The following is a 15,271-nucleotide window of genomic DNA, read 5'->3' as shown; positions in this document are numbered from 1 at the left end:
GCTCAGTTCTGAATATGATTGCTATGGTTAGAGTAGCAAAGAACGGTTCTCCCCCTTAATCGTTAGGGTTATGAAATAGACATAGTCAATACAAGGGGAAGTTAGAGGGGGTTGGTTATGCATACTATTGTCATTCAGATAAACCAAGATTCATTACTAACAACCCCTCCTAGCCTCCCCTTCTATCAACATCACTAATCTCAGCGATATATCTATCAAGGGGAGGAACTGTATCTCGTTCGCTGTAATTACAGCGAATCCCCTGAAACCTTGCTCTTGCCTTCACTCGCTTCTCGCAGGACGAAGTCCGTTCTCGCCCCTCGCCTCCCAATCTCAAAAGCGAGACTCCCATTCAATCCCCCCAGCTCTACTTTCTCAAAACCTGAAAACTTCAACTAAGCTGAATCTATAAAAGCAAAAACAAGGAATCAGTTTATGCCACAATCACATCGCAACCTATCCATCCCCTCATTTGATGAGCTAAAAGCATTAGCAGAAAAAGATCCAGAACAACTGGAAGCATTACGTCATCAACTAAGTATGGAGTTTATTGAAAGTGTTCCGGAAGAACATCAAGGGCCACTGCTTGCACAGCAAAGTCATATTGAACGAATTATTGAGCGAGGCAACAACCCAAATCATGTAAATATTCTTCTAGGGCGAGAGCTTGGAAAGCAATTCGTTCGCTTTGCTGATTCACTCAACAAACCCATTGATGAGCATCAAGCTGCAGATATTATTCAATTTCCTAACGCCACTTCTCGCCCATCAAATAATACTAAGCATTAGGTAAGACGAAAGCTCTAACCTATTTTTTGAAAGCTCTCATTTTCCATGTCACGCACGTTGATAGTTAAGCTATCAATGTGACTGGCTTGTTCAGCAAGCACATCCATTAATGCACGGCTTAACTCCCTCTTCTGCTCAGAGCTTCTTCCTTCTAATAGTTCTAACGTAATATGAATGAAGTCGACGCTATTTCCCTGCTCTCCAACAAGCCAAGAATGCACTCTTACCGCTCTTGATTTCACATCTTTTGCTGAAAACAATCCTGAGGCAATAGCCACTTGATGCAAGTCTTCTAATAAGCCCTGCATATTAAGCCTATCTTCTGCTGAATTTGAATATTCCATAACTAAGTGCGGCATAACAACGTCCTTTTAATGTACCCAAAATGATTACTTTTCCATCATTCAGTGAAAGTGAATTAGTTACAATATCCTCAATAGAAAAGTGCCTAAGTAATCACACTTAAAATCTGCCATTTATTTCTACATTACAGCTCATAATTTTTCGCATTCCGAAATAAAAGCACTAAAATGAGGTATAAAAATGATTTTAGACACTAAATCTGTCGCAAAATCTGTTATATTTTTACGCAAGTTTTTTACATTAATTTGAATTGGAGAGAATCCTATGCGTCATCCTGTAGTTATGGGTAACTGGAAACTAAACGGCAGCAAAGAAATGGTTGTTGAACTACTAAACGGTCTTAACGCTGAACTTGAAGGCGTTACAGGCGTAGACGTAGCAGTTGCTCCACCTGCACTATTTGTAGACCTTGCTGAGCGTACGCTTACTGAAGCTGGTAGCGCAATCATCCTAGGTGCTCAAAACACTGATCTAAACAACAGCGGTGCATTCACTGGCGACATGTCTCCAGCTATGCTTAAAGAGTTCGGTGCAACTCACATCATCATCGGTCACTCTGAGCGTCGTGAATACCACAACGAATCAGACGAGTTCGTTGCTAAGAAATTCGCTTTCCTAAAAGAAAACGGTCTTACTCCTGTTCTTTGTATCGGTGAATCTGAAGCTCAAAACGAAGCTGGTGAAACTGTTGCAGTATGTGCACGTCAAATCGACGCAGTTATCAACACTCAAGGCGTTGACGCTCTAAACGGCGCAATCATCGCTTACGAACCAATCTGGGCTATCGGTACTGGTAAAGCAGCTACAGCTGAAGATGCACAACGCATCCACGCTCAAATCCGTGCTCACATTGCTGAGAAATCTGAAGAAGTTGCTAAGAACGTTGTTATCCAATACGGCGGTTCTGTTAAGCCTGAAAACGCTGCAGCTTACTTCGCACAACCAGACATCGATGGTGCTCTAGTTGGCGGTGCAGCTCTTGACGCGAAAAGCTTTGCAGCTATCGCTAAAGCAGCAGCTGAAGCAAAAGCTTAATTATAGATTATAGGAACGAGAACGCTTCGCTCTAGGGCGAGGAAAACTTGGTTCTGTGAATAATTTGAAACCGTGGATGTGAAAGCATCTGCGGTTTTTTTTGTTTTAAGAGCAGGTTTCAGATCGGTCGCAAGCTCCCTTGCAGGGTTCAGAGGTGGGCGCTGTAATCACAGCGATCACGATACTGTTCCTCCCCTTGAGTAATAATGTATTGTGATTGACTATGTTGATATAAGGGGAGGTTAGGAGGGGTTGTTAATAAGTAACTTTGAATATGATCGCAATTACTCTGATTTTTTCATCCTATTGATTTCTTATCCCTTACTGTTTATTGATACTAATTTTTCTATAAGTAATCAATATGCCGAATATTTTTAATCAGAAGAAATACTGCACACTACGACAAAACTTACGAAATGATATGCCAAATGCAGAGAAAAAATTATGGTTCTATTTAAGAAAGAAGCAATTAGGAGTTAAATTTAGAAGGCAACATGGAATTGGAAAGTATGTTGTTGACTTCTTTTGTAGTGAAAGAAAGTTAGTCATTGAACTTGATGGTGATAGCCATTTATCTATTGAAGCTCAGAAGTATGATGAAATTAGAAACTTGTTTATAAAAAACTTAGGAATAAGAGTTGTTAGATTTACTAATCAAGATGTTTTAGATAACTGTGAAAATGTGCTTCTTTGTATAAAAAAGTATATTTAGTTACAACCCCTCCTAACCTCCCCTTATATCAACACCTCCAATCTCAACAATACATCAATCAAGGGGAGGAACCGTATTGTGATCGCTGTTATCACAACGATCACCTCTAAAACCGGCTCTTCCTGAAACCTGAATCCTATAAGCGAAGCGCCCTGCTCTTTCCCACGCATAAAAAAACCGAGACATCTCTGCCTCGGTTCTTCAAACACATTACGCTATCAAGCGAATTGGTTTATGGGGATGGCTTACATCATGCCGCCCATACCACCCATTCCGCCCATGCCACCCATATCTGGCATTGCAGAACCTGAGTCTTGTGGCTTATCAGTTACCATTGCTTCAGTTGTGATCATAAGACCCGCAACAGATGCAGCAAACTGAAGTGCAGAACGCGTTACTTTAGTTGGGTCAAGAATACCCATCTCGATCATGTCGCCGTATTCGCCAGTTGCCGCGTTGTAACCGTAGCTACCTTCACCCGCTTTAACGTTATTAGCAACAACTGAATCTTCTTCACCGGCATTCTTAGTGATTTGACGAATAGGTGCTTCCATTGCACGAAGTGCTACACGGATACCTACGTTTTGTTCTTCGTTATCACCAACAAGACCAGCTACTTTAGATGCAACACGGATAAGTGCAACACCACCACCAGCTACAACGCCTTCTTCAACCGCTGCGCGAGTTGCGTGAAGTGCATCTTCAACACGGTCTTTCTTCTCTTTCATCTCAACTTCAGTAGCAGCGCCAACTTTGATTACTGCAACACCGCCAGCTAGCTTAGCTACACGCTCTTGAAGTTTTTCTTTATCGTAATCAGATGTTGCGTCTTCGATTTGTTGACGAATTTGAGAAACACGGCCTTGGATGATTGTCTCTTCACCAGAACCGTCAATGATAGTTGTCGTTTCTTTTGTAATAGTTACACGCTTAGCTTGACCAAGATCTTCAAGAACGACTTTTTCAAGCTCTAGGCCAATCTCTTCTGAAATTACAGAACCTGCAGTCAGTACAGCGATATCTTGTAGCATTGCTTTACGACGGTCACCGAAACCAGGTGCTTTAACCGCAGCAACTTTAACGATACCACGCATGTTATTCACAACTAGAGTTGCAAGTGCTTCACCTTCTACATCTTCAGCGATGATAAGAAGAGGACGTGATGCTTTTGCTACTGCTTCTAGCGTTGGAAGTAGTTCACGGATATTTGATACTTTTTTATCAACAAGCAAGATGAATGGGCTTTCTAAATCTACAGAACCCGCTTCCTGGTTGTTTACGAAATATGGAGATAGGTAACCGCGGTCAAACTGCATACCTTCAACAACGTCTAGCTCGTCTTGCAGCGCTTGGCCTTCTTCAACTGTGATAACACCATCACGGCCTACTTTATCCATCGCTTCTGCAATTAGGTTGCCCACTGTTGAGTCAGAGTTTGCAGAGATAGTACCTACTTGTGCAATCGCTTTAGTATCAGCACAAGGAACAGAAAGTGCTTTTAGCTCTTCAACAGCAGCTACAACCGCTTTGTCGATACCACGTTTAAGATCCATTGGGTTCATGCCAGCAGCAACCGCTTTTAGACCTTCAGTAATGATAGCTTGAGCAAGAACTGTTGCTGTTGTTGTACCGTCACCAGCCGCATCGTTTGCTTGAGATGCCACTTCTTTAACCATTTGTGCACCCATGTTTTGGAACTTGTCTTCAAGTTCGATTTCACGAGCAACAGAAACACCATCTTTAGTGATAGTTGGTGCGCCAAATGATTTATCTAAAACAACGTTACGACCTTTAGGGCCTAATGTTACTTTTACTGCATCAGCCAGAACGTTTACACCTTCTAGCATTTTGATTCGTGCGTCGTTACCAAATTTAACGTCTTTAGCAGCCATCTTTATTTCCCTTTTAAAAATCTTTTAATTTATTTAGTTAATAAAATTCGAAAAACGAATTACTCAACGAGTGCTTATTATTCAACAATAGCCATGATGTCATTTTCAGACATGATCAGAACTTCTTTACCATCAATCTTTTCAGATTTAGTACCGTAACCTTCAGCAAAAATAACTGAATCACCTACTTTTACGTCTAAAGGCTGAACCGTACCGTTTTCTAAAATACGACCTTTGCCAACAGCTAAAACCGTACCGCGAGTTGATTTTTCAGCAGCAGAACCAGTTAGTACAATGCCACCTGCAGATTTTGATTCAACTTCTTGGCGTTCAACGATTACACGGTCATGTAAAGGACGGATATTCATGGGACGTCTCTCCTGATAATTTTCCATTTAAGAATAAGGTGCCATAATTTGGCTTTGATTTATTAATGGGGATGTGGGGGATTGATTGCAAGGGCTCTAGCGCTAATTTTTTGAAGAAGAAACGAGGTTTCAGGTTTCAGGAAGATCAAAAGCGAGTTCCCCTGAAACTTGCAAGCGTAGCGGCCTGAAGCCTAGCTCATCACTACCAACCCCTCCTAACCTCCCCTTATATCAACATATCTAATCTCAACAATACATCAATCAAGGGGAGGAACCGTATTGTGATCGCTATAGTCACCTTGTTCACCTCTGAAACCTGCAAGCGCAGCGCCCTGAATCCTAAAACCTGAATCCTGCTCTTCCTAGTCCCTAATCCCTCGAATCTCGCCCCTATTTCCTATACACTAGCCATCCCACCACCACACGAGAAAACCATGCTAGATAAACACGGTTTACTAACTCAACCTATCAGCGACGTGCTTCGTAACCTCACGACGCCTATGGTTTTTGGTATGGTCGCCATTCTGCTATTCAACTTGGTGGATACCTTTTTTATCTCCTTACTCGGCACCGATGCTTTAGCTGCAGTGAGTTTTACTTTCCCCGTCACCTTTGCAGTAAACTGCATCACCATGGGGATTGGTGTTGGCTTGTCAGCATCCATAGGTCACTTACTTGGTGAAGACCATAGTAAACATGCTGCAGAGTTAACGACTCATGGCTTAATCTTAGCCATCAGCTTAATTCTGATTGCTTGTGTTCTCGGGTTCTTCACCATCGACCCACTCTTTACTCTTCTCGGTGCTGAAGACAAATTACTTCCTCTTATCGATGAATACATGTCTATTTGGTACCTAACCATACCTTTACTCGTTATTCCGATGTCGAGTAATAGCGCAATTAGAGCCACAGGTGACACCAAAACCCCAGCCAAAATTATGATGCTAGCGGGGCTAATTAACGGCATTCTCGATCCGCTACTTATTTTTGGTTATGGCCCCTTCCCTGAGCTTGGAATTCAAGGTGCTGCTATTGCAAGTGCGATCAGTTGGTTTGGTGCTCTTATCGCTTCATTCTATGTACTCACTCATAAAGTAAAACTGCTTGCTCTACCAAATAAAAATACACTTATTTCTGATTGGAAACAGATCTTAACTATCGGTTCCCCTGCCGCATTATCTAACGCTCTAAACCCAATATCAGGGGCGATTTTAATGATGATGCTTGCGAGTCAAGGGACCGTTGCTGTCGCTTCTTATGGTGCTGCACAACGAGTCGAATCATTAATGCTGCTGGTTATCATGGCATTAACGTCATCACTTAGCCCATTAGTGGCTCAGAACTTAGGTGCAAAACAGCCTGAACGTGTCAAAGAAGCAATATTTCTAGCCATTAAGTTCTCTGTCGCCTTTCAGCTATTTCTTTATATTCTGATTGTTCCACTTAGCATTCCGATCTCTCACTTATTTAGTCAAGACGATGCAGTTCAACACGGTTTGTGGATGTACCTTATTTGCGTTCCATTTAGCTACGGCTTTCAAGGTATCGTTATGGTGCTAGTAAGTAGCTTAAATGCAATGAAAAAACCGTTATATTCTTTCAGTTGGAGCTTTATGAGGTTGTTTGTTTTTACATTACCAACCGCATGGATTGGCAGCCAAATTTATGGAATGGAGGGATTATTTATCGGGATTGCAATGGGAAATGTGATGGGTGGTATTAGTGCGTTTTGGTATGCGAGAACAAGAATGCTAAAAACTATACGCTTCGCTAACTAGAAACTAGACCGCTTCGCTTCTATAAGAGCAAGAGCTGCACCATACTCGCTTTTGACCTTATCGTCTCTAGTTCGCACAGCGTATAGTCTCTGGCCCATTTTCAAACTTTGTAGTAAAATTACACAAAGTTATTTATTCGAATTTATTAAGTTATTGACGAGGAACACCTTTATGTCAGCTAAGAAGCCTATGGCTCTAGTTATTCTTGATGGTTACGGTCACCGTGAAACTCAAGCAGATAACGCAATTACAAACGCAAACACTCCAGTTCTTGATGGCCTAATGGCTAATCAACCAAACACGCTAATTTCTGCATCAGGTATGGACGTTGGTCTACCTGATGGCCAAATGGGTAACTCTGAAGTAGGTCACACAAACATCGGTGCTGGCCGTGTTGTATATCAAGACCTTACTCGTATCACTAAAGCAATTTCTGATGGTGAGTTCCAACAAAACGAAACACTTGTAAACGCTATCGACAAAGCAGTTAAAGCAGACAAAGCTGTTCACATCATGGGTCTTATGTCTCCAGGTGGCGTTCACTCTCATGAAGATCACATCTACGCTGCAGTTGAAATGGCAGCAGAGCGTGGCGCAGAGAAAATCTACCTACACTGCTTCCTAGACGGTCGTGATACACCACCACGTTCAGCTGAAAACTCTCTGAAAAACTTCCAAGAGCTATTCGCTAAACTAGGTAAAGGCCGTGTTGCCTCTCTAATTGGTCGTTACTACGCAATGGACCGTGACAACAACTGGGATCGCGTACAAAAATCTTACGAACTAATGACGGAAGCAAAAGCTGAATTTACTTTTGCAACAGCAGTTGAAGGTCTTGAAGCGGCTTACGCTCGTGAAGAGAACGATGAGTTTGTACAAGCAACTGAAATCAAAGCGGAAGGCGAAGAATCAGCAGCTATCGTTGATGGTGATGCAGTTATCTTCATGAACTACCGTGCTGACCGTGCTCGTGAAATTACACGTGCATTCGTTCCTGATTTCGATGGTTTTGCTCGTAACGTATTCCCAGCAATCGATTTTGTTATGCTGACTCAATACGCAGCAAATATCCCTCTTCTTTGTGCATTCGCTCCTGCGTCTCTAGAAAACACATACGGTGAGTGGTTATCTAAAGAAGGTAAAACTCAACTACGTATTTCTGAAACTGAAAAATATGCACACGTTACTTTCTTCTTCAATGGCGGCATTGAAGACGAGTTTGAAGGTGAAGAACGTCAACTAGTTGCTTCTCCAAAAGTAGCGACTTACGATCTACAACCTGAAATGAGCGCTCCTGAACTAACTGAAAAATTAGTTGCTGCTATCAAGTCTGGTAAATACGACGCTATCGTTTGTAACTACCCTAACTGTGACATGGTTGGCCACACTGGCGTATACGATGCGGCAGTTAAAGCAGTTGAATCTCTAGATGAGTGTATCGGTAAAGTGGTTGACGCAATCAAAGAAGTGGATGGCCAACTACTTATCACGGCTGACCACGGTAACGCTGAAATGATGATCGACCCTGAAACAGGCGGCGTTCACACAGCTCACACTAACCTTCCAGTACCTCTAATCTACGTAGGTAGCAAAGCGGTTGAGTTTAAAGAAGGCGGTAAACTGTCTGATCTAGCTCCAACGATGCTAGCACTAACAGATACAGCAATTCCTGCTGAGATGTCTGGTGAAGTTCTTTTTAAATAGAACTATACGCTTTGCTGACTAGAAACTAAACCGCTTCGCTTCTATAAAATCAAAAGCAAAAGCTGTATTCGCTTTTGCTCTTATAGTCTCTAGTTAGCGCAGCATATAGTTTCTAGCCTCTATGAATACTAAAATAAAAATGCCCACAGGTTTGTAGCCTGTGGGCATTTTTATTTTAGAGGTAATAGAGTTCAGATCGCTTCGCTTGCAGAATTCAGAGGTGTGAGCGGAACTAACTGCACCAAAGAAGGTTCTCCCCCTTAAACGCTATAGCGATGAGATCGATACCGTCAATACAAGGGGAAGTTAGAGGGGGTTGGTTACACCATATTTAATGATAAAGACAAACTAAACTCCATCACTAACAACCCCTCCTAGCCTCCCCTTATATCAACATCTCTAATCTCAACAGTACATCTATCAAGGGGAGGAACAGTACCGTGCTCACTGCAACCACCACGATCACCCATGAACCCTAAAAGGGAGCCTGCGACCGATCTGAATCCTGAAATCTTGCTCTTACTCGTCCCTCGAGGACGAAGCCCGTCCTCGTATCTCAAAGCAAAGCGCCCTGCTCCTAATACCCTTCAGGGTTATTCGACTGCCAACGCCATGTATCCGCAGTCATATCATCAAGAGACAGTTTCGCTTCCCACTTCAGCTCTTCACGAGCTTTTGCTGGATCAGCCCAACATTCTGCAATATCACCAGGACGACGATCGACAATCTTATATGGAACTTTCGCACCAGAAGCTTTCTCAAATGCCGTTACCATCTGAAGAACACTATTACCATTACCCGTGCCTAGGTTATAGATATGTAAACCCGCTTCTTGGCCTTTGTATTTTAGTGCTGCTAAATGACCATCAGCCAAATCAACCACATGAATATAATCACGAACGCCAGTACCATCAACCGTTGGGTAATCATTACCAAATACAGATAAGAATTCACGACGACCAACAGCCACCTGAGAGATAAATGGCATCAAGTTATTTGGAATACCTTGAGGGTCTTCACCCATAGTGCCTGATTTATGAGAACCAACAGGGTTAAAGTAACGTAATAGCGTTACACTCATTTCAGGATGTGCTTTTTGGATATCCGTCAAACACTCTTCTACCATCAACTTACTGCGGCCATAAGGGTTCGTCGCTGATGTTGGGAAATCTTCACGGATCGGTGTTGATGCAGGATCACCATAAACCGTTGCAGATGAACTAAATACAATACTGTTCACGCCCGCTTTACGCATCGCTTCAACTAAAACCAAGGTACCCGATACATTGTTATCGTAATACATAATTGGTTTTTCAACAGACTCACCAACGGCTTTCAATCCAGCAAAGTGAATCACGCTATCAATTTGATTTTCAGCAAAGATGGTTTCTAAGATTTTTGGATCGCGAATATCACCTTGATAAAATTTAGGTTTTACCCCAACCAAAGCTTCAATACGGTCAAGTACAACTTCTTTACTGTTGTATAAATTGTCCAAAATGATCGGCGTTAAGCCCGCCTCAATCATTTGCACACATGTGTGGCTACCGATGTAACCCATTCCGCCAGTGACTAAAATATTCATTATATTTCTCTATTTTAAATAATTTGATAATAGCCTATACGCTGCGCTAACTAGAACGCTTAGCTCTAGAGACTATAAAATCAAAAGCACCTATACTGATAGGCTTAATTATTACACCAGCTATACCTGCACCTATAGTCTCTAGTTAGCGCAGCGTATAGTTTCTAGTTTCACTCTAATACTTCCCTTCAACCACTTGAATAAACTCAGCGATCTTCTCTTTTGGCAATGCATTAATTCCAGCAGCAGCTTCTCGACCACCACCGGTTGCAAACGAGCTACAGATCTCTCCTGCACCTTGCTTATTATTTAACGGTGCTCGTAAAGAGACAGTATAAGTATCATCATCGTTCAACGTTATCACCGCATGCGATGAATTTGGTGATCTATTAGCCAAAAGATTACCATAAACACCACTGATTCGACGAGCCCACGCAGTATTTGGTAACTCAAACAAAGCCAGTTTCTCACTTTTGTGCAGAGCCTCTATAGATAATGCATGATTCATATCCGATTGATAAGCACTTTGCAATTGATAGAAAGGTGATGCTTTATCTTCAATAACATCAAATGGCGACAAATATTGTCTTAATGCTTGATATAACTCAGCAGGGTCAAAGTGCAAATCATCGATTTTTGCCCCATATCCATTATAGTTTATTAATGTCCCAAGCTCTTTTAACTGAGATTTTTGCTCAGAAGATAAACCAACGGTATCAGCTAACTCGTCGGCTTTAGCAATTAAATTATCGCCATACGCAGCCGTAATTGCCCACTCATGAAACTGACCATTCAATAATTTATCAATAATTAATGCAGTGCACGTATTTGCATCTAAATCGATATGAGAAGATAAATTTTCATTCTCAGGAATATCACCACATCTATGATGATCCGCATAAAACACTTCAGCGCCAGACTCCAAGGCAAATTCTAGAGCCGCCATGTTCTTTTCCATAGAGATATCTAAAATCGTTAAACTATCTTCTGGTTTTACATCGATTTTCTTTACTAAATTAATGTCACGTTTAACACCTGTAACCAATACTGATTCTTGAGGATAAACTAATCGAAGTTGAAGAAGTGCAATAATGCCATCGGCATCACCATTGAAGATGTCGTAGTTCATGTATCAATCCATTGCCTTATTTATTTTTGAATAATATAGCATGACTAAAAACTATACGCTTCGCTAACTAGGAACTAGACCGCTTCGCTCCTATAAAACCAAAAATAAAAAAGCGGACACAACCAAACCAGTCATGTCCGCTCTTACTTTTAAGTCTTTACTCGCTCCTATAGGACGAAGTTCGTCCTCGCCTCTCGCAGCGAAGCATCCCTAATTTTAGTCACTACCAAACAAATCGCGAGTGTAAACCTTACTCTCAACGTCTGATAACTCTTCCATCATACGGTTTGAAACAATCACGTCAGACACTTGCTTAAACTCAGCCAAATCTTCAATCACACGAGAATTAAAGAAATCCGCTTCTTTTAATACTGGCTCATAAACGACAACTTCAATGCCTTTGGCTTTCAAGCGCTTCATAATGCCTTGAATTGAAGAAGCTCGGAAATTATCAGAACCCGCTTTCATGATTAAACGATAAATACCCACAACTTTTGGGTTACGTTTCATGATAGATTCAGCAACAAAATCCTTACGAGTACGGTTAGCATCCACAATTGCACCAATAATATTATTCGGCACTTCTTGGTAATTCGCTAATAGCTGCTTAGTGTCCTTTGGTAGACAGTAACCACCGTAACCAAATGATGGATTATTGTAGTGATTACCAATACGAGGGTCTAAACCAACGCCTTCAATAATCTGACGAGCGTCTAAACCATGCGCCTCAGCATAAGAATCCAACTCATTAAAGTAAGCAACACGCATCGCAAGGTAAGTATTCGAGAACAACTTAACAGCCTCAGCTTCAGTCGAATTCGTCAGTAATACTTCAATGTTCTCTTTTATCGCCCCTTCAACCAATAAATCAGCAAATACCTGAGCTCGCTCAGATTGCTCACCCACAATAATGCGAGATGGGTGAAGGTTATCAAACAAGGCTCGCCCTTCACGTAAAAACTCAGGCGAGAAAATAATATTCTCACTCCCTAACTCTTGCTTAATACGCTCAGTATAACCAACAGGAACCGTAGACTTAATAACCATTACCGCATTTGGGTTAATTGCTATAACCTCTTTAATTACTGCCTCAACCGAGCCCGTATTAAAGTAGTTAGTCACAGGATCATAATCGGTTGGCGTTGCAATCACCACATATTCGGCATCTTTATAAGCCAACTCTTTATCTAAAGTAGCAGTTAGGTTTAGTTCTTTATTCGCTAAGAAATCTTCAATCTCTACATCAGAAATTGGAGATTGCTTGTTATTAATTAACCCAACCTTTTCAGCCATGATATCAACCGCAATCACTTCATTATGCTGTGCGAGTAAAACTGCATTTGATAAGCCAACGTAACCTGTACCTGCAATGGCAATTTTCATTATTATTTATCCTATAAGGAAATTTATCTGGTGTGATTATAAGGGAATGGAGCAGACGCAACAAGTTGCTTGAGGGCGCTTCGCTTAAGACAGACTTCGTCCTAGAGACGCTACGCTTAAGGAGAGCAAAACAAAGCAGAGCTCAGATCGCTTCGCTGGCAGATTTCAGAGGTGCAGGCTAGAGTTACCGCACTCACAATATAGCTCCTCCCTTTTATCGATATAGTCACTTGCCTAAAAATATCAATATAAGGGGAGGCTGGGAGGGGTTGGTGATAAAAAACTAGGATTCAGAACGCTACGCGCAAAGGTTTCAGGGGTACTCGCTTTTTTGCTCTTACTCGCCCCTCGAGGACGCAGTCCATCCCCGCCTCTCGCAGCGAAGCGTCCTGCTTTACACTCTTCCTAAATCCCTCGCCACTCTCGTATCTTAGCACTCACCTTCCAGACATTACTCAACAACAATGCGTAAACACCAAAGCAACCAATAAACAAATAAAACATCACATACTCAGGGATATTTACCATCTCACCGTAGATACCAAATGCAGCATAGGCTGTTGCAATACCACAAATAATTAACAAAGCTTGCAATGAACTAAATCCTAAGCGTTGGAAAATATGATGTAAATGTTCTCTATCTGGCTTAAATGGTGAATCCCCCCGACGTACACGGCGTATCATAATTGCAGCCATATCCATTAATGGAACCGCGATTAACCATAATGCTGTCACTGGACGGAGCGGTGCTTTAGTACCATTTTGGCTTGCTAATAATAAGAACCAAATTACAGTAAAGCCAATAAGCATACTGCCAGCATCCCCCATAAATACCTTATAACGACGAGTAAACACACCAAGGTTAAGCAGTACATATGGAAGGATAATGACAATTAATACCAAACATAAATAAGCTAGATTTGACTGCCCATCAAAATAAAGTATAGAGCCTAGCCCTGTAAAGGTAACAATTGACAACCCACCAAGAAGACCATCAATACCATCGACCATATTAAATGCATTAATAGCACCAATCACAGCCAATACTGTAATTACATATCCTAGACCAACATCAGATAAATTCATTTGACCAAAACCAAACATATTACCAAGTTGATGTAATTGAATATCTGCAATCATCATCATAGCGACAGATAGTCCAGCTTGAATAATTAATCTAACTTTAAAACTGAGATCAACTTTATCATCAATAGCTCCAACTAAAGTTAGAATAAAAATAGAGAACAAATACAAATTAGTATTTGGTAGTAAATCAGGATGTGACGTCAAGAAATGCATGAAAGCAATACAAATTGATATACCGCCAACAAGTGGGATTGCTCCCGTATGGTGCTTACGTTCGTTGGGTTTATCAACAAGATTGATTCTTTGGGCTATCTTTCTCATCATAAAAAGGATTGAGAGAGATATAAAGAAAGTAAAAGCCAATTCAAGGTATATTTGGGACATAATGAGAAAATCTTAATTAAGGTATGATAATTTACGGGATGTATAATAACGTAATTTTATTTTTGAATAAATGTAAGCGCCACGGCAAGCGTATGAACGTTTTTAACCAAAAATTAGCTTTTCTCTGTACTCATCATTCATTAATGATTTCATTTGAGCTAAGTTTACGCTGTCTTTACCTTTATTTTCTTCAGTAAATTAAGCGCTATATGACGAAAACGTGCGAAGTTTTAACCACCATTTCCAAGTGATATCTGGCATTCATCTTCTCGCATACTGACATCTAAAGACCAATACATCGACTCTATACCCCAATGGCCACGAACAGAGTGAGCAAAACTTTCGGCATCTAATTCAGCAGAGCAGATATAGTAATTAATGTTTATTTCACCGGTTTTATCATTTCCTTCAATTCGATGTGAAACAGCAATACCAAGTGTTTTTAACTCTGGCCATCCCATTGCTAAATCCACAAAATCATCGAAAGGTTCACACGTGAAGTACATTCTTTTCTCTGTTCTACCGTGTGCTTTTTCTTCTGTAGCATAGCTTGGACTATCATACTTACTTAAAGCAACAGCATTTAAATGTTGATTACACGCTTCGTTTAATCTCCCTTGATTTCTCTTAATCGCAAGAAGATACTCTCCTTTTGAACAATGATTTATTGAGCTATTTCAACTTGGCAGCTCATTGCATCAATCATCACTATTGCGTCTTTAGCATCAGTAGTAATTTTTAAAAATTTCACCTAGATTTCTGAAAAATACTGCTCTTTATACATGCGTCAGACCTGAATTACCACGGCAAACGCATGAACATTTTTTAACCAAACATTAGCTTTTCTCTGTACTCATCATTCATTAATGATTTCATTTGAGCTAAGTTTACGCTGTCTTTGCCTTTATTTTTCTTCAGTAAATTAAGCGCTATATGACGAAAACGTGCGAAATTTTGACCACCATTTCCAAGTAATATTTGGCATTCATCTTCTCGCATACTGACATCTAAAGACCAATGCATCGACTCTATACCCCAATGACCACGAACAGCATGAGCAAAG

General features: G+C 41.0%; 14 protein-coding genes. 5 read left to right on the top strand and 9 right to left on the bottom strand.

Annotation, left to right across the window (positions count from 1 at the left end):
* Nucleotides 1-435 precede the first annotated feature (435 nt).
* Nucleotides 436-789 (top strand): DUF3135 domain-containing protein, encoded by a 354-nt coding sequence (locus HC728_RS18430; RefSeq protein ID WP_012532863.1) that lies wholly within the window; start codon nucleotides 436-438, stop codon nucleotides 787-789.
* 14 nt (nucleotides 790-803) lie between these two features.
* Here HC728_RS18430 and HC728_RS18425 read toward each other — a convergent pair whose 3' ends face one another.
* The gene (locus HC728_RS18425) at nucleotides 804-1,148 is read right to left on the bottom strand and encodes a 5-carboxymethyl-2-hydroxymuconate Delta-isomerase (protein ID WP_012532744.1); all 345 of its coding nucleotides are present in this window, start codon (nucleotides 1,146-1,148) and stop codon (nucleotides 804-806) included.
* A gap of 268 nt (nucleotides 1,149-1,416) precedes the next feature.
* Here HC728_RS18425 and tpiA point away from each other — a divergent pair, with 268 nt between their 5' ends.
* Nucleotides 1,417-2,187, top strand: coding sequence for a triose-phosphate isomerase (gene tpiA / locus HC728_RS18420; RefSeq protein WP_011261058.1), 771 nt, complete (start codon nucleotides 1,417-1,419; stop codon nucleotides 2,185-2,187).
* Nucleotides 2,188-2,548: 361 nt separating this feature from the next.
* On the top strand, nucleotides 2,549-2,899 hold the full coding sequence (locus HC728_RS18415; RefSeq protein ID WP_190395861.1) for an endonuclease domain-containing protein: 351 nt from the start codon (nucleotides 2,549-2,551) through the stop codon (nucleotides 2,897-2,899).
* Nucleotides 2,900-3,144: 245 nt separating this feature from the next.
* Here the strand turns inward: HC728_RS18415 and groL are convergent, their stop codons facing one another.
* The gene (gene groL, locus HC728_RS18410; protein WP_005417158.1) at nucleotides 3,145-4,791 is read right to left on the bottom strand and encodes a chaperonin GroEL; all 1,647 of its coding nucleotides are present in this window, start codon (nucleotides 4,789-4,791) and stop codon (nucleotides 3,145-3,147) included.
* A gap of 77 nt (nucleotides 4,792-4,868) precedes the next feature.
* The gene (locus tag HC728_RS18405; RefSeq protein ID WP_005417156.1) at nucleotides 4,869-5,159 is read right to left on the bottom strand and encodes a co-chaperone GroES; all 291 of its coding nucleotides are present in this window, start codon (nucleotides 5,157-5,159) and stop codon (nucleotides 4,869-4,871) included.
* 434 nt (nucleotides 5,160-5,593) lie between these two features.
* On the opposite strand from HC728_RS18405, the gene HC728_RS18400 reads away from it, so the two are divergent.
* Together HC728_RS18400 and gpmM are read left to right on the top strand one after the other, a co-directional pair.
* Nucleotides 5,594-6,937 carry an MATE family efflux transporter gene (locus HC728_RS18400; RefSeq protein WP_190395860.1) on the top strand — a complete coding sequence of 448 codons (1,344 nt, stop codon included), beginning with the start codon at nucleotides 5,594-5,596 and terminating at the stop codon, nucleotides 6,935-6,937.
* 171 nt (nucleotides 6,938-7,108) lie between these two features.
* Entirely contained in the window at nucleotides 7,109-8,641 is a 1,533-nt protein-coding gene (gene gpmM, locus HC728_RS18395) for a 2,3-bisphosphoglycerate-independent phosphoglycerate mutase (RefSeq protein WP_017018388.1), read from the top strand.
* A 577-nt stretch (nucleotides 8,642-9,218) separates the two neighbouring features.
* Here gpmM and galE read toward each other — a convergent pair.
* The 6 genes from galE to HC728_RS20425 all read right to left on the bottom strand — a co-directional run.
* Nucleotides 9,219-10,226, bottom strand: coding sequence for a UDP-glucose 4-epimerase GalE (gene galE, locus HC728_RS18390; protein ID WP_012532835.1), 1,008 nt, complete (start codon nucleotides 10,224-10,226; stop codon nucleotides 9,219-9,221).
* A 175-nt stretch (nucleotides 10,227-10,401) separates the two neighbouring features.
* Entirely contained in the window at nucleotides 10,402-11,355 is a 954-nt protein-coding gene (locus HC728_RS18385; protein ID WP_190395859.1) for a DHH family phosphoesterase, read from the bottom strand.
* Nucleotides 11,356-11,571: 216 nt separating this feature from the next.
* Nucleotides 11,572-12,738 carry a nucleotide sugar dehydrogenase gene (locus HC728_RS18380; protein ID WP_190395858.1) on the bottom strand — a complete coding sequence of 389 codons (1,167 nt, stop codon included), beginning with the start codon at nucleotides 12,736-12,738 and terminating at the stop codon, nucleotides 11,572-11,574.
* A gap of 405 nt (nucleotides 12,739-13,143) precedes the next feature.
* Complete coding sequence (gene wecA, locus HC728_RS18375) at nucleotides 13,144-14,208, bottom strand: UDP-N-acetylglucosamine--undecaprenyl-phosphate N-acetylglucosaminephosphotransferase (protein WP_190395857.1); 1,065 nt, start codon at nucleotides 14,206-14,208, stop codon at nucleotides 13,144-13,146.
* A gap of 230 nt (nucleotides 14,209-14,438) precedes the next feature.
* A complete protein-coding gene (locus tag HC728_RS18370; protein ID WP_190395866.1) occupies nucleotides 14,439-14,876 on the bottom strand; it encodes an ISAs1 family transposase in 438 nt (145 codons plus the stop codon).
* Nucleotides 14,877-15,033: 157 nt separating this feature from the next.
* Nucleotides 15,034-15,271 (bottom strand): transposase (locus HC728_RS20425; protein WP_190395856.1); only part of this gene is annotated, 238 nt, incomplete at its 5' end.

Origin of the sequence: Aliivibrio sp. S10_S31 (genome assembly GCF_014694495.1) — a bacterium.
Lineage (GTDB): Bacteria > Pseudomonadota > Gammaproteobacteria > Enterobacterales > Vibrionaceae > Aliivibrio > Aliivibrio fischeri.
The sequence above is the reverse complement of the archived record's forward strand: the minus strand, read 5'-3'. Positions and strand labels throughout refer to the sequence as shown.